Source organism: Sorangium sp. So ce302 (genome assembly GCF_051530145.1).
In the GTDB taxonomy this organism is placed as follows: Bacteria; Myxococcota_A; Polyangia; order Polyangiales; family Polyangiaceae; genus Sorangium; species Sorangium cellulosum_B.
Genome location: NZ_CP150326.1, coordinates 6,702,001 through 6,716,302, shown reverse-complemented (window position 1 = coordinate 6,716,302; position 14,302 = coordinate 6,702,001). Strand labels below are relative to the sequence as shown.

13 protein-coding genes are annotated in these 14,302 nt (G+C 70.2%); 1 reads left to right on the top strand and 12 read right to left on the bottom strand.

Translation table 11 applies throughout. The features are described 5' to 3' along the window. Window positions 1-165: 165 nt before the first annotated feature. From WME73_RS25360 to WME73_RS25305, 12 genes are all read right to left on the bottom strand, one after another. Entirely contained in the window at window positions 166-504 is a 339-nt protein-coding gene (locus WME73_RS25360; RefSeq protein WP_437747928.1) for a cytochrome C oxidase subunit IV family protein, read from the bottom strand. A 15-nt stretch (window positions 505-519) separates the two neighbouring features. Further along, on the bottom strand, window positions 520-1,185 hold the full coding sequence (locus WME73_RS25355; protein WP_437747927.1) for a cytochrome c oxidase subunit 3: 666 nt from the start codon (window positions 1,183-1,185) through the stop codon (window positions 520-522). Beyond that, on the bottom strand, window positions 1,160-2,818 hold the full coding sequence (locus tag WME73_RS25350) for a cytochrome c oxidase subunit I (RefSeq protein WP_437747926.1): 1,659 nt from the start codon (window positions 2,816-2,818) through the stop codon (window positions 1,160-1,162). Before WME73_RS25350 ends, WME73_RS25355 begins: the two co-directional genes overlap by 26 nt. Continuing rightward, window positions 2,815-3,906: a cytochrome c oxidase subunit II gene (coxB, locus tag WME73_RS25345; protein ID WP_437747925.1), complete on the bottom strand. Its 1,092-nt coding sequence runs from the start codon at window positions 3,904-3,906 to the stop codon at window positions 2,815-2,817. The genes WME73_RS25350 and coxB overlap by 4 nt, the downstream gene beginning before the upstream one ends. Further along, window positions 3,903-4,739 (bottom strand): SCO family protein, encoded by an 837-nt coding sequence (locus tag WME73_RS25340; protein ID WP_437747924.1) that lies wholly within the window; start codon window positions 4,737-4,739, stop codon window positions 3,903-3,905. Before WME73_RS25340 ends, coxB begins: the two co-directional genes overlap by 4 nt. Further along, window positions 4,739-5,131: a hypothetical protein gene (locus WME73_RS25335; protein WP_437747923.1), complete on the bottom strand. Its 393-nt coding sequence runs from the start codon at window positions 5,129-5,131 to the stop codon at window positions 4,739-4,741. Before WME73_RS25335 ends, WME73_RS25340 begins: the two co-directional genes overlap by 1 nt. Then, window positions 5,128-6,315 (bottom strand): hypothetical protein, encoded by a 1,188-nt coding sequence (locus WME73_RS25330; protein WP_437917338.1) that lies wholly within the window; start codon window positions 6,313-6,315, stop codon window positions 5,128-5,130. Before WME73_RS25330 ends, WME73_RS25335 begins: the two co-directional genes overlap by 4 nt. Beyond that, complete coding sequence (locus tag WME73_RS25325) at window positions 6,312-6,944, bottom strand: c-type cytochrome (RefSeq protein ID WP_437917337.1); 633 nt, start codon at window positions 6,942-6,944, stop codon at window positions 6,312-6,314. The genes WME73_RS25330 and WME73_RS25325 overlap by 4 nt, the downstream gene beginning before the upstream one ends. Next, window positions 6,941-7,474 (bottom strand): DUF3341 domain-containing protein, encoded by a 534-nt coding sequence (locus WME73_RS25320; protein ID WP_437747920.1) that lies wholly within the window; start codon window positions 7,472-7,474, stop codon window positions 6,941-6,943. The genes WME73_RS25325 and WME73_RS25320 overlap by 4 nt, the downstream gene beginning before the upstream one ends. A gap of 1 nt (window position 7,475) precedes the next feature. Then, on the bottom strand, window positions 7,476-8,822 hold the full coding sequence (gene nrfD / locus WME73_RS25315; RefSeq protein ID WP_437917336.1) for an NrfD/PsrC family molybdoenzyme membrane anchor subunit: 1,347 nt from the start codon (window positions 8,820-8,822) through the stop codon (window positions 7,476-7,478). Further along, window positions 8,819-11,842, bottom strand: a complete 3,024-nt coding sequence (locus WME73_RS25310; protein WP_437917335.1) for a TAT-variant-translocated molybdopterin oxidoreductase — start codon at window positions 11,840-11,842, stop codon at window positions 8,819-8,821. The genes nrfD and WME73_RS25310 overlap by 4 nt, the downstream gene beginning before the upstream one ends. A gap of 155 nt (window positions 11,843-11,997) precedes the next feature. Further along, window positions 11,998-12,648, bottom strand: a complete 651-nt coding sequence (locus WME73_RS25305) for a cytochrome c3 family protein (RefSeq protein ID WP_437917334.1) — start codon at window positions 12,646-12,648, stop codon at window positions 11,998-12,000. A gap of 237 nt (window positions 12,649-12,885) precedes the next feature. Here WME73_RS25305 and WME73_RS25300 point away from each other — a divergent pair, with 237 nt between their 5' ends. Further along, complete coding sequence (locus WME73_RS25300) at window positions 12,886-14,301, top strand: PQQ-dependent sugar dehydrogenase (protein ID WP_437917333.1); 1,416 nt, start codon at window positions 12,886-12,888, stop codon at window positions 14,299-14,301. Window position 14,302 lies beyond the last annotated feature (1 nt).

Below are 14,302 nucleotides of genomic sequence, written 5' to 3'. Positions count from 1 at the left end.
TCGCGCGCCGAGCGGGGCCGCGCGTCCATCGCGACGCGCGACGGCGCCGCGCGGTCATCGCGACGCGCGACGTCGACGAGACCCCGTCGCCGCGCGACGGCGGCCCGTTACGGCCCGCGCCGGCGGGCGCGCTCGCGCGATGGACGGATCACCGGGATGCAGCCGTCATCGGGGCGCGGCCGTGGCCCTGGGCAGCGGCGATGGCGGGATCGGCCTGCGCGTGATCGTCTCGCGGCTCGTCACGTCGCTGAGCATCAGCGTGAGCAAGAGGCCGAGCAGGAGCGCCGCCACGATCATCGGGAGCGCGTTCGCGAAGCGCTGCTCGATGAGGTGCATGAAGAAGAGCAGCACGAGCACCGTCTTCACCGTGGCGATGAGCAGCGCCGCGACGACATCGGCCTGGCCGAGGTGGGCCAGCGAGAGGAGATACGAGGCCAGCGTGAGCCCCATCAGGAGGAGCCAGACGATCACGTAGGTCCGCGAGGAGAGGTGCTTGACGGTCATGGGCGCAACGTCCCGTTAGCGGTGCATCAGGTAGAGCATCGGCCAGAGGAATATCCAGATCACGTCGACGAGGTGCCAGTAGAGCCCGCCGAGCTCGACGTGCGTCTCGTTGCCCGCGCCGTACCGGCGCCGGAAGCACCCCCACGCGAGCCAGCCGAGGACCACGAGCCCCGCGGTCACGTGGATCGCGTGGAGCCCGGTCGTCAGGTAATAGAGCGTGAAGAACATCTTCGCGCCGGCATACGGCAGCTCCTCGAAGCGGTAGCCGGCGCCGGGGAAGATCCCCTCGTGGAAGTGCGCCGTGTACTCGACGCCCTTCAGCACGAGGAAGGCGAGGCCGAGCGCGATCGCGCCGAGCAGGAGGCGGCCGGCCCTCGCCGGCCGGTCGAGGCGCACGGCGTAGACGCTCAGCGCGACGAGCAGGCTGCTCGTCAGGAGGATCCCCGTGTTGGCCGTCCCGATGACGGCGTTGTTGTGCGCGATCCCGGCGGTGAACTCGGGGCCGAAGACCGCGCGGTAGGCGGCGTACAGGCCGAAGAGCCCGCCGAAGAGCAGGACCTCGCTGGCGAGGAAGATCCACATGCCGAAGTGCGCGGCGTGGGTCTGCTTCTCGAGGTCCTCGAACTGCATGGCCAGCCGCGCCGGGGCGAGCGGCTCAGCGGGCGGGTGAGACTCGGGCATGGGCCTCCTCGTCGGTCAGGTGGTAATCGTACGGGCCGCGATCGACGACCGGCGTCACGGGGAAGTTGTGCTCCGGCGGGATGGGCGGCGTCATCCACTCGTAGCTCCGGGACCTCCATGGATTGGCGGTGGCGCGCGCCCCCCAGCGCAGGGCGACAAGGAGGTTCACCAGCGCGAGCAGGAGCGCGCCCGAGAGCAGGAAGGCCCCGCCGGTCGAGAGCACGTTGAGCCACTGGTACTGCTCCGGGTAGCTGTAATAGCGGCGCGGCATCCCGGCGTTGCCCGCCAGGAACTGGGGGAGGAACGTCAGGATGAACCCAAGGAACACCCCGAACGACGTGAGCAGCCCCATCGACTCGGAGTAGGTGCGGCCGAACATCTTGGGGAACCAGTAGTGCGCCGCCGCGAGGAACGCGGTGAGCGTGCCGCCCACCATGATGAAATGGAAGTGGGCGACGACGAAGTACGTGTCGTGCCAGTGGACGTCGAGCGACTGCGTGGCCACGGCGACGCCCGTCATGCCGCCGAAGACGAAGAGGAACAGGAACCAGAAGAAATAGAGCATCGGGGTGTTGAACTGGATGGCCCCCTTGTGCAGCGTCGCCACCCAGGTGAACACCTTGATGGCGGAGAAGATCGCGACGAACATCGAGAGCGCGCCGAAGATCCCGGCGTCGAGCTCGCTGATCCCGGCCACGAACATGTGGTGCCCCCACCCCGTGAACCCGATGAACGCGATGCCGAGCGACGAGAGGGCGATCGCCCAGTAGGACGCCGGCTGCCGCTGCGCGAAGGTGCAGACCACCTCGCTGATGACCCCGAGCGCCGGGAGCACCATGATGTAAACCGCCGGGTGGGAGTAGAACCAGAACAGGTGCTGGAACAGCACGGGGTCTCCGCCCAGCGTCGGGTCGAAGATGCCGAAATGGTAGATGTGGTCTATCCCGACGAGCAGGATCGTCAGGCCGAGGACGGGCGTCGCGAGCAGCATGATGATGCTCGTGCTGTAGATGGCCCACACGAAGAGCGGCACGCGTCCCCAGCCGATCCCGCGGGCGCGCATCGTGTGCGTCGTGGCGATGAAGTTCACCGCCGTCATGATCGACGAGGCGCCGAGGATGAAGATGCCGATCACGACCGGCAGGACGCCCGCGGGCGTGGTCGTGCTGTACGGCGGGTAGAACGTCCAGCCCGTGTCGGCGCCCCCGGCGATCGTCGCCCCCAGCGTGATGACGGCGCCGATCGCGTAGACGTAGAGGCTCGCCAGGTTGAGGCGCGGGAAGGCGAGATCCTTGGCGCCGATCATGAGCGGGAGGGCGAAGTTCCCGAAGATGTTCGGGATCGACGGGATCATGAAGAGCCACACCATGACCACGCCGTGGAGCGTGAACATGCGGTTGTAGGTCGCCGCGCTGATCACGGTGGGCCCGGGGGTCAGGAGCTCGGTCCGGAGGACCAGCGCGAAGGCGCCGCCGAGCATGAGCATCGGCACGATCAGCGCGTAGAACATGATCCCGATGCGCTTGTGATCGGTCGTGAGCAGCCACGAGCGCACCCCCGAGCGGGCGCGGAGATAGTCGGCGTCGTGCGCGCCGTGGATGGGCGCGGTCCCCTCGATCTCGTGGGCTGTCATGGCGTCACCCCCTCCGGCGCCGCGGCGCCCGTGTCGCTGACCCCGCCGTCCCACGGCACGACGGCGCCGTGCGGCACGTCGCGGATCGATTTCATGAGCTCGATGATCGCCGCGACGTCGGGCGGCGTGATCTGTCCCCGGAAAGACGGCATGACCGGCGTGAACCCGCGGTGCACCGCGGCGAGCGGATCCATGATGGACTCCGTGATGTAGGCCTCGTCGGCGACGCGCTCGCCGCCGCCATCGAGCGGCACGACCGAGCGGTAGAGCCCGGCCCAGGTCGGGCCGACGTGCTGTGTTCCGTCGAGGGTGTGGCAGCGGAGGCAGCCGTGCGTCGCGGCGGCGTGCTCGCCGCGGCTCGGCATCGTCGGCTCGGCCTCGGCGAGCTCGTTCTCCGCCTCGGCGGCGGCCTCCTGCGCGAACGCCGGGGCGCTCGCCGCCCCGCCCGCGAGCCAGCGCTCGTAGTCGGCCGGGTCGAGCGCGATCACCTGGCCGCGCATCTCCGAGTGGCTCGTGCCGCAGAACTCCGTGCAGAGGATGGGGTACGCGCCGGGCTCGGTCGCCTCGAACCAGGCCGTTGTGTACCGGCCCGGGAGGACGTCCTGCTTGATGCGGAACGCGGGCACGTAGAAGCTGTGGATGACGTCGCGCGACGTCATGATGAGCCGGACCGGCCTCCGCGCGGGGACATAGAGCACCGAGATCTCGCTGTCTCCCCCCGGATAGGCGAACTTCCACATCCACTGCTTGGCCGTGACATAGACGTCGAGCGCGTCCTCCGGCGGCGTGCGCAGGTCGACGAACTGGCGCGTGCCGATGGTCCAGAACGTGAGGAACACGAAGCCCAGGCCGAAGAGCGACACCGTCTCCAGGAAGAGCGCGGGCCGCGCGAAGGCCCCGGCGTGCGGCCGAGGCGTGTCCTCCAGCCGGCGGCGATAGCGGATCAAAAAATACCCGCCGATGAGCGTGATGAGGGCGGCGCCGCCCATCGTCACGGAGATGACGAAGTAGTGCAGCCCGTCGATCTCGCGGGCGAGCGAGGAGCGCTGCTCGGGCAGGAAGAGCAGCTGGCGCAGGAGCTCGTTCATCGCGCGCGCCCCTCTCCCCTGCGCCGCCGCCCTTGCCAGCCGAAGAAGGCGATCACCGCGGCGGCCCACGCCAGGATGGCGGCCCCGCCGAGCCGCACGAAGCCGGCCACATACGGGCCGTAGCGGCGGCTCGCGGGGTCATAGCGATAACACGTCATGAGGACGCGCTCGAGGGGGGTGCCGATCTGCCCGCGGCTCGCCTCGAGGAGCGCGAGGCGGAGATCGAGGGAGGAGAACTCGATGCCATAGAGGACCCGTGAGATGCGGCCGTCCGGCGTGAGGACGAAGATGGCGGCGGGATGCGCGTATTGCTCCGTCTGCGGGTCGTACCCGAACCGGAAGCCGAGATCGCCCGCGAGCGCGCGGATCTCGGGCAGCGCGCCGGTCAGGAAGGGCCAGGTCTCCCGCGTCGGCGCGCCGGCCATGCCCAGGGCCGACAGCGCGGATGTCCTCTTCCGCGCCGCGGACGCCGGGGTGTCCCGCGGATCGAAGCTCACCGTGAGCGCGCGGTAGTGCTCTCCCAGCCGGTAATCGAGCTTCGCCATGCCGGTGACCAGGCCGCGCAGCACGAGGCCGCAGAGCGTCGGGCAGCGGTAATAGGCGAGGACGAGGACGACCGGCCGGCGCCCGTCGAAGTGCTCGGCGAGCGGGGCACGCCGCCCGTCCATGTCGGTGAAGGGGAGCGTCGTGTCGATGGCGTTCCCGAGGCGCTCGTCGATGTCGGCCTCGCGCGCCGCGGGCGGGAGCAATGGCCGATCCGCGGCGGCCGTGAGCGGCGCGCCCGTGAACACGAGCGCGAGGAGCGCCGTGGTGGACAGGTGTTGCATCCTCATCAGCGGCTCTCCTCCACGACGAGATTCATCGCGTCCTCGATCGGGATCTGCACGAGCCCGCGGTCGCGGTCTGCCCAGCCGAAGCGCCCGAGCTCCTCGCGCTTCCGGTGGTTCAGCGCCGTGCCAAGGCCCTCCTCGCCCGTGGCCTCGCGCCGGAAGATCCGCTGATCCACCCCGGCCACCTCGCCGCGCGGCAGGGAGAGCTCCTGGGAGCGCTCGGCGCTCCTTCCCGAGGGGCGGAGCTCCGCCTCGCGCCCGTGCAGGAGCATCCAGGACCAGAGGCCCAGGACGATGAAGATCACGACGACGGCGAACGCGACGGCGAGGATCGTCTTCCAGGGGACGACATCCTCTTCCTGGCGCACGTCGGGACGGCGGTAGTGGGACGTCATATGCTCTCGTAGCGGAGGGCGGCCGGCAGCGCCGGGTCGTTGACGGGGACGAGCGGCCTGCCGCGCACCCGCAGCGCGGCGAACGCGACGCACGGGCCGATCACGGCGAGGAGCGCCGCCACGTCGAGCCAGTGGAACGGCGCGCGAGCGCCCGGGACCTCGGGCGCGACGAGCCAGTGCATGTCGAGGTAATGCGCGACGAAGATCCAGGCGGCGACGGCCGACAGCCAGGCTGGGCGCCGCTTGATCCCGTAGTTGAGCAGGATCGCGAAGGGGATCACGAACCGCGCGAGCACGAGCACGAGGGACGCGATCGCCCACGGGCCGTGGGCGCGGAGCACGTAGAACTCCGCCTCTTCGGGCTTGTCCGCGATCCATATCAGCATGAACTGGAAGAACGCGGCGTAGGCCCAGAAGATGGTGAACGCGAGGAGCAGCCGGCCGAGCGCGTAGTAGTGCGACGCGCTCAGCCCGGGCAGGAGCCCGGCGCGCTCGGCGGCGAACGCCAGCACCGTGAGCAGCGCTATCGCGGCGACGAAGCCGCCGGCGAACACATAGACGGGGAACATCGTCGACACCCACGTCGGCGCGAGGGACATGAGCCAGTCGAAGGCCGCGAACGAGAGCGTGAGCCCGACGAGCGGGAGGCCGGCGACGCTGATCACGCGGAGGCGCCGGCTGTCCGCGAGCGCCGGGGTCGCGTCGCCCTGGATCGAGCCGCGCCGGAGCAGGGCGCCGAAGACGAGCCACACCGTGAAGTAGATCCCCGTCCTCACGAGGAAGAAGGGGAGGTTCAGGTAAGGCGTCTTGTGGAGCACGATGGATCGAACGTGCTCGTCGCCGATCGACTCGGGGTGGAGCCACTCCCCGTAGAGCGCGCCGAGGCCGAACAGGAGCGGGACGAACAGCGCGCAGAGGAGCGGCAGCGCCCCGACGATCGCCTCCGCGAGGCGGCGGACGGCCACAGGCCATGTCGCGGCCATGGCGTGGCAGATCATGAGAAAGAGGAGCGCCCCGACCGCCGTGGTCACGGCGAAGGCGTACGCCGCGAGGTACGCGTAGAAGAGCCGCTCCCGGTCCACGAACGCCCCGACGACGAGGAGCAGGGCGCCGAGGAGCGCGAGGCCGAGGGACCGCGTCACGATCGCGCGGCCGCCTCGGAAGACGGGGAATCGCCGGTTCACGGGAGCTCCTTCCGGGCGCGCTCGCGGAGGGGTGGGGGGAGCGCGTCGAGCGCGGTGCCGCGGCTCTTCCCGAGTGCCTTCACATAGGCCACGATCGCCCAGCGCTCCCTGAGCGGGACGTGCGGCTCGTACGAGCGCATGAGCCCGTAGCCCTCGACGATGACCTGGTAGATGCGCCCGGGCGGGAACGCCTGGACGCGCGGGTCGACGAGCGACGGCGGGCGCCGCAGCGTCATGTTGCGCGCGACCTCCGACTCGCCATCTCCGGCGACCCCGTGGCAGGCAGCGCAGAAGATCTCGTAGCGCTCCTTTCCGCGCCGGAGCAGCTCGATCGTCACCGTGACCGGGACGCGCGCCACGTACGCTCCGTCCGCGATCCCACGGGTGAGCCCGGGATCGCCGAGCACGCGATCGGTCGGTACGGTGCCCTCGGGCGGGCGGCGCATGGCCGAGCCGTCGTCGAAGAGCTCTGTCTCCTGGTAGGCCGTGTAGCGCCGCTGGCGGAGCATGCGCTCGAGATCCAGCAGGTCCGCCTCGCCGGGCTCGGCGTCGGCCGTGGTCACCGGCGTGCAGGAGAGGCACAGCGCCGCGGCCAGACAGGAGAGCGAGAGGGGCAGTCCGCGCGTCATGATCGCTCCTTCCCGGCCCAGGCGACGGTGAGGGCGCCGAGATCGGTGAGATCGCGCTCGGTGATGGGGCTGATGAGCGCCGGGTCGCGGGCGTCGATGCCGATCCAGAACCGATCGATGGAGGCGCGCTCGAACCCGGGCACGTCGAACACCGGGTGCCAGAGCTCGGGCAGCCGCGAGAGGACGAGCAGGATGACGAACCCCGAGAGGGCGGCCGAGAGCACCAGCATCTCGAAGGTGATCGGGATGAACGCAGGGGCCGCGTGCCCCGGCCGCCCACCCACGTTGAGCGGGTAGTCGAACGCGTTGCAATACCACTGGACGAGGTAGCCTCCCGCGGTGCCCGCGAGCGCGAAGGGCAGGACGATCCAGGTGAGCGGCGAGCGGCGGAGCCCGAGCGCCTGCTCGAGGCCGTGGATCGGATACGGCGTGAACGCGTCGAGGCGCCTGTATCCGCGGCTCCTGAGCTCCGCGATCGCCTGGAGCATCGCCTCGGGCGTCTCGAACTCGGCGAGCAGACCTCTCCTCATTTCAGTGCTCCTCCTTGTGGCGGAGCTCGTGGTTCAGCTCCTTGACCTCGGCCACGGGGATGAACGGGAAGAGGCGGAGGAAGATCAGGACGAGCAGCAGGAAGAAGCTGATCGTCCCGATGAACATCGCGATATCGACGTACGTCGGGCGGTAGGCGTGCCACGCCGACGGGAGGAACTCGCGTTGCAGCGACAGGACGATGATCACGAACCGCTCGGACCACATCCCGACGTTCACGAGGATCGAGATGATCCAGAGGAGGATCATGTTCCTCCGGACCTTCGGGAACCAGAGCAGCTGGGGGACGAGCACGTTGCAGATCATCTGCGCCCAGAAGACCGCGGCGTTCGGCCCCGTGGGGCGCGCGACGAAGAACTGGTAGATCTCGGCCTCCGACGCGCTGTACCAGGCGGCGAAGAGCTCGATGATGTACGAGTAGATGACGATCCAGGCGGTGACGAGCGCCAGCTTGCTCAGGTTGTCGATGTGCCGCTGGGTGACGACGTTCCCGAGGTGGAAGATGCGGCGCGCCGGGATGAGCAGCGTCAGCACCATCGCGAAGCCGGAGAAGATGGCCCCGGCGACGAAGAACGGCGGGAAGATGGTCGCGTGCCAGCCCGGGACGAGCGCCATCGCGAAATCGGTGCTCACGATCGAGTGCACCGAGAGCACGAGCGGCGTCGCGAGCCCGGCGAGCAGCCCGTAGAGGAGCCGGTAGTGGCGATAGGTGGCCGCTGATCCTCGCCAGCCGAGCGACAGGACGCCGTAGACGATCCGGCGGCGGCGGTCGGGGGCCCGGTCGCGGAGCGACGCGAAGTCGGGGAGGAGCCCGATGTACCAGAAGACGAGAGAGACCGTGAAGTACGTGAAGATGGCCGCCGCGTCCCACGGCAGCGCGCTCTTGAACTGGGGCCAGACCTTCAGCGTCGAGGGGTAGGGGACGAGCCAGTAGGCGAACCACGGCCGGCCGAGGTGCAGGAGCGGATAGAGGCCCGCCTGGATGACGGCGAAGAGCGTCATCGCCTCGGCGAACCGGTTGATGCTCGTGCGCCAGCGCTGCTCCAGGAGGAGCAGGATCGCTGAGATGAACGTCCCCGCGTGGCCGATGCCGACCCAGAACACGAAGTTGATGATCCCGAACGCCCAGCCCACCGGGATGTTGTTGCCCCAGACCCCGATGCCGGTGGTGACGGTGTAGAGGATGGCGAGCGCGAGCACCGCCGTCCCGGCGCCGGTGATGGCGAACGCCGCCAACCACAGCCTGGATCGCGGCTTCCAGACGACCGACAGGAGCTCTTCGGAGAGCGCCTCGTCGGTGGGTCGCCCGAGGAGGAGAGGCTCCGTCACGGCTCTTCGATCTCCGGGTTCTTGTTGTTGACGCGCGCGAGGTACATGGTCCTCGGCCGGGTGCCCTGGTCGTGGAGCACCGCGTAGCTCCGCGGCTCGCCCCGCCACGCCACCATCGCCGTCTCTTCGTGTGTGAGGGAGCCGAACTGGATCGCCTGCGTCGGACAGGCCTGCTGGCAGGCGGTGACGACCTCTCCCGGGCGGATCGGGCGGTCTTCGACCCGCGCGGCGATCTCCGCGCGGCGGATCCGCTGGACGCAGTACGTGCACTTCTCCATGACGCCGCGCTCCCGCACGGTCACGTCGGGGTTGCGCTGGAGCCTCGCGAGCCCGGTGTTGAAGGCGCGGAGCTCGCCGTAATCGAACCAGTTGAAGCGGCGGACCTTGTACGGGCAGTTGTTCGAGCAGAACCGCGTCCCGACGCAGCGGTTGTAGGTCATCTCGTTGAGCCCGTCGGGGCTGTGCGTCGTCGCGTTCACGGGGCACACGTACTCGCACGGCGCCTTCTCGCAGTGCTGGCACATCATGGGCTGATGGACGACGGCCGTGTCGCGCGGGTCGTTCGATACGTACGAGTCGATGCGGAGCCAGTGCATCTCACGGCTGTTCAGGACCTCCTCCTTGCCCACCACGGGGACGTTGTTCTCGGCCTGGCACGCGACGACGCACGCGCTGCAGCCGGTGCAGATCGTGAGATCGATCGTCATGGCCCATTGCTCCTTCAGCGGTCCGGGGGCCACCGCGGGCATGAGGGACGGCTGCGGCCCCTTCAGCGCTTCCGTGAAGCCGGGGTGCTCGCGGTAGACGGCGAGGGGGACCGAGAGCGCGACCGGGCGCCCCTCCAGGCGAAAGTGCGTCTGCGTCAGGGCGAGCTTGTGCTTCTGGTCGGGCCGCTTCGTCACCGAGACGCCCGCCGCGAAGAACGGCGTGGCCGCGGCGCGGAGCCGGTACGCGTCGGACCCCACCCCGGCGGCGATCGACTCGGCGCCGCTCCGCCCGTAACCGAGCTTGAGCGACACCGTCCTGTCGGCGTGCCCCGGCGCGACGAGGACCGGTATCGATATCTTCCGCCCCCCGAGCTCGAGATCGACGACATCCTCGCTCTCGACGCCGAGCGCCTTCGCCGTCTCCGGGCTGAGCAGCGCGGCGTTGTCCCAGGTGAGCTTGGTGATGGGATCCGGCAGCTCGAGAAGCCACGGGTTGTTGGCGAACCGGCCGTCATAGACGCTCGCGTCGACCGAGAAGGCGACCTCGATGGCCTCCGCCGGCGGCGGGGCCGCCGCCGCGAGCTGCGCGAGCGCCGCGATCACGCCGTCGAGCCGCAGCGAGGCGTCCTCGCGCGGGGCCGCGGTGCCCTCGACGAGCCCGCGCCGGAGCGCGTCCTCCCAGAACGCTTCGAAATCGGCGCCGCCGCGGCGCGCGGCCCAGGCGTCGCGCAGGAGCTCTCGCGCGCTCCTCGGCGGCTCGCCCGCGAACACCGCGAGCACCTCGGAGGCGGTCTTGCCCTGGAAGAGCGGCTCGATGAGCGGCTGGACCAGCGAGGTCGTGCCGTCGTACGCGCGCGCGTCCCCCCAGGCCTCGAGATCGTGCGCGGCGGGCACGAACCAGTCGCAGCCGGCGGCGGTCTCGTCCTCGTAGAGGCCGAGGTAGACGCGGCTCGGGACGGAGCGGAGCAGCGCCGCGAGCTCGAGATCCGCGGGCGCCGTGTACGCCACGTTGTTCTCGAGGAGCACGAGCGTATCGACGGCGCCGCGGCGGATCTCCTCGGCGAGCGCCGTGAGGTCCTGCTCGGCGGCGCCGGCCGTGATCAAGGTCCCCGCGGTGGTCCACGCCGCGCGGTCGTTGCGGAGCGCCGCGTTCATGAGGTGCGCGAGCGCGTGCACCCCGGGAGGCTGCCGCTCCCCCGCGACGACGACGCTCGCCAGGCCGCCGCGCGCGAGGTCGCGCGCGAGCGCCCGGACGAAGCGCCTCTCCGCCTCGCTGATCCGCGCCCGGAGCGGCTCGAGCGCGCCGAGCGCCTGGGGAGGGATGAACCCCGGGCGCGCGCCCTCGGTGAGGAGCAGCTCGGCCGCGATCGCCGCGGCGATCGCCGGCACGTCGCTCGGCCGCTTGCGCAGGCGGTGATCGGCGATGCTCCCCGTCGGCGTCAGCCCGGGCTCGATCACATAGAGACGGTTCATGGTGCCCGTCGGCGAGCCGAGGCGCCTTCGCTCGGCGAACTGGCGCGCATACCGCGCGTGGAAAGGCATCGACGCGAGGAAGTCGGCGTCGAGCGCGAGGAGGACGTCCGCCGTCCGGAAGTCGTACTGCGCCTGGAGCGGGGCGCCGAAGGCGAGCTCGGCCCCGCGCGCCGGGTGCGTCGACCTCGCGGGCGCGTGGAACGTGAACCGGGCGGCCGGATAGCGCGCCTGGACGCGGCCGATGAGGTCGAGGACGAGCGGAGAGCCGGTGGGCCGAAGGACGAACCGGAGCCCGGCGCCGCCGTCGCTCCGCGCGCCCCCGAACTGCTGGACGAACGCCTGCCACGTCGCCGGGTCGTGGCCGCGCCGCGCCGCGCGCGCGCGGTGCTGATCGTACAGGCCGAGCACCGACGCCTGCTCGTAGGCGCCGGTGGAGCCGAGGCTCGCCGGGTGCTCCGGGTTGCCCTCGATCTTCGTCGGCCTCCCTTCGTGGCTCTCGACGAGGACGCCCGTGGCGAACCCGTCGAGATCGAGGCTGGTGGCGTAATACCGGAGGACGCCCGGCGTCACCTCGGGCGGCGTCGTCACGTAAGGGACGATCTTGTCCGCTGCCCTCGATCTGCACCCGGACACGCCGGCGAGCGCCATGCTCGCGCCGAGGAGCTTGAGCCAGCTCCGCCGGCTCACCGCGACGGGCTCGCCGCTGCCCCCCGGGAGCTCCCGCGCCGCGGCCTCGCGGAGCTCCGGTGACTCGAGGAGCTCCGCCAGGCTGCGCCAGTACGCTTTACCGGTCTTGCCGTCGAGCGCGGCGCTCCACGGGGTCTGTCTCTGATCAGCCATCGTCCCTCTTCAGGTCATCGGTGGATCGGCGCCGCCGCCGTGGCGGCGCTCCGCTGCTCGCCGCCTATTGGCCTTCTGTCTCGCGTGCTCTCGCAGGCTCCCTTTGTGTCTCGCGTGGATCCCTCGTTTGCCTCCCGCGCTGCGCCAGCGCGCGCTCACCTGTGGCAGGTCGAGCAGTGGACGAGGCTCCGCGCCCCGACCTCCTGCGCGATCTGCCGGCCGATTTGCTCCGCGTCGGGGCCGGGGTCCCAGTCCATGTCCACGATCGCGGAGAGCGGGCGGAGGTGACGCTCCGGCGCCCTGTGGCAGTCGAGGCACCAGCCCATCGTCATCGGCGTCGCCTGGCGGACGTCGGGCATCTGGTCCACGCGGCCGTGGCACGTCACGCAGCCGACGCCCTTGTTCACGTGGATCGCGTGGTTGAAATAGACGAAGTCGGGCACGTCGTTGACGCGGTTCCAGACGATCGGCGTGTCCGAGAAATAGCTGTTCCGGACGAGCTCGAGCTTGGGGCTCTGATTCCAGATCTGGCTGTGACAGCCCATGCACAGCGCCGTCGACGGCATGCCCGCCGTGGCCGTCCGCTCGACCGTGTGATGGCAGAACCGGCAATCGATGGCGTCGTCCTGCACGTGGTGCCTGTGATCGAACTGCACCGGCTGCTGCACGGGCAGGTTCTGTCCGGTGTTCCAGTCCGAGCGCACGTAGATCATCGGCGCTGACACGGCCGCCGCGCCGCCGAGGAAGACGGCGGCGATGGCGAGTCGGAAAGCGGTGTTGCTCCAGCGCGGAAAAACGGATGCCATGCTCTCGTGTGCTCGGCCTCGCTCGAAGTGCGGCGATGGGGCCAGCTCCATCGATATCGATGCGTGGATCGCGGGGCTCGTTTCGCGATCTCGCCACGCCCCGAACGCCGGCGCAGGCGCGTCAGGGGGGGCCGCAGCGGCGCCGTCCGGCGTGCGCGCGCGGCGGGCGGGGCGCGCGGGCGCCTCCAACACCGGATCTTCGCCGCCCTGGGCTTCGATCTACGATATCGTCAAGCCATGAGGCCGTCGAGCTCAGCCCTGTCGCCCCTTCCGATCATCGCGCTCTCTCTGGCGGCCGAGCTCGCGTTCATCGCCTGCTCGCGCGAGGCGTCGATCTCTCCGCTGCCGCCCGGCACGACCGGCGGTGTCTCATCGACCGCAGCCGGCGGAGCAGGCGCGAGTGGGGGTGGCGGCAGCGGGGCTGGCGCGAGCGGCGCTGGCGGCCGCGGGGTGGGCGGCAGCGCCGCTGGCAGCGGCGGAGCTGGCGGGAGCGGCGGTGGTGAGCCCGCGGCGGGATTCAGCTGCGCGCCGCCGAGCGAGGACGAGGGCGCGCTGAAGCTCACCACGCTCGTCTCCGGCCTCGATCACCCGCTCCTCGTGAAATCCGCGCCGGGCGACCCCACGCGGCTCTTCCTCCTGACGCAGCCTGGCCAGATCCTCGTCCTCGACGATGGAGCGGCGGAGCCCAAGGTGTTTCTCGATATCCGGGATCGCGTCCTGTTCAATGACAACGGCGAGCGCGGCCTCCTCGGGCTCGCCTTCCACCCCGATTACGAGGACACCGGTCGCTTCTTCGTCCACTACACGGACAAGGCGACGGGCGGCAACGCGCGTGTGGTCGAGTTCGCGCGGGGAGAGCGACCGGACGTGGCCAGTCCAGACCCGGTGGCCACGCACCTCGAGGTCGTGGATCTGCATCGAAACCACAACGGCGGTTCGCTCGAGTTCAGCCCGATCGACGGCTTCCTCTATCTCGGGCTCGGCGATGGCGGGGACAACAACGACGCCGGCCCCAACCATGCGGACATCGGCAATGGCCAGGCGCTCACGACGCTGCTCGGGAAGATCCTTCGCCTCGACGTCTCGACACACCCGTACAGCATCCCGGAAGGGAACATGACGGGCGAAGGCGTCCTCCCCGAGATCTGGGACTATGGCTTGCGGAACCCGTACCGCTTCAGCTTCGACGCGTGCACGGGCGATTTCTACATCGCGGACGTCGGTCAGCGCCTCTGGGAAGAGATCAACATCGAGCCGGCCGGGCAGGGACGGAAGAACTACGGCTGGCGCCGGATGGAGGGCGCGCACTGCTTCATCCCCGCGGAGAGCTGCGATCTCGAGGGGACCATCACGCTCCCTGCCGTCGAGTACGGCCACGCCGGGCGGGTCATCGAGGATTGCTCGGTCACCGGCGGCTACGTCTACCGGGGCAGCGAGATCCCGTGGCTCCGGGGGAGCTACTTCTACGGCGATTACTGCAGCGGCAGGGTCTGGACGCTCACCTATGAGGCCGGGGTGGCCTCCGCGCCCGTCGACCGAACGGACGACCTCGGATCGTTCGGCTTCAGCATCGCCAGCTTCGGGCAGGACGGCGCCGGCGAGGTCTACGTCGTCGATCTCGGCGGCACCGTGTACCGGATCGATCCGGAATGAG

Excerpts from the sequence above, each read along its gene's own strand:
- WME73_RS25305 (WP_437917334.1), bottom strand. The coding sequence starts at position 12,648 with ATGGCATCCGTTTTTCCGCGCTGGAGCAACACCGCTTTCCGACTCGCC.
- WME73_RS25320 (WP_437747920.1), bottom strand. The coding sequence starts at position 7,474 with ATGAGGAGAGGTCTGCTCGCCGAGTTCGAGACGCCCGAGGCGATGCTC.
- WME73_RS25340 (WP_437747924.1), bottom strand. The coding sequence starts at position 4,739 with ATGAGGATGCAACACCTGTCCACCACGGCGCTCCTCGCGCTCGTGTTC.
- WME73_RS25300 (WP_437917333.1), top strand. The coding sequence starts at position 12,886 with ATGAGGCCGTCGAGCTCAGCCCTGTCGCCCCTTCCGATCATCGCGCTC.
- coxB (WP_437747925.1), bottom strand. The coding sequence starts at position 3,906 with ATGAACGAGCTCCTGCGCCAGCTGCTCTTCCTGCCCGAGCAGCGCTCC.
- WME73_RS25310 (WP_437917335.1), bottom strand. The coding sequence starts at position 11,842 with ATGGCTGATCAGAGACAGACCCCGTGGAGCGCCGCGCTCGACGGCAAG.
- WME73_RS25335 (WP_437747923.1), bottom strand. The coding sequence starts at position 5,131 with ATGACGTCCCACTACCGCCGTCCCGACGTGCGCCAGGAAGAGGATGTC.
- WME73_RS25355 (WP_437747927.1), bottom strand. The coding sequence starts at position 1,185 with ATGCCCGAGTCTCACCCGCCCGCTGAGCCGCTCGCCCCGGCGCGGCTG.
- WME73_RS25350 (WP_437747926.1), bottom strand. The coding sequence starts at position 2,818 with ATGACAGCCCACGAGATCGAGGGGACCGCGCCCATCCACGGCGCGCAC.
- WME73_RS25360 (WP_437747928.1), bottom strand. The coding sequence starts at position 504 with ATGACCGTCAAGCACCTCTCCTCGCGGACCTACGTGATCGTCTGGCTC.
- WME73_RS25325 (WP_437917337.1), bottom strand. The coding sequence starts at position 6,944 with ATGACGCGCGGACTGCCCCTCTCGCTCTCCTGTCTGGCCGCGGCGCTG.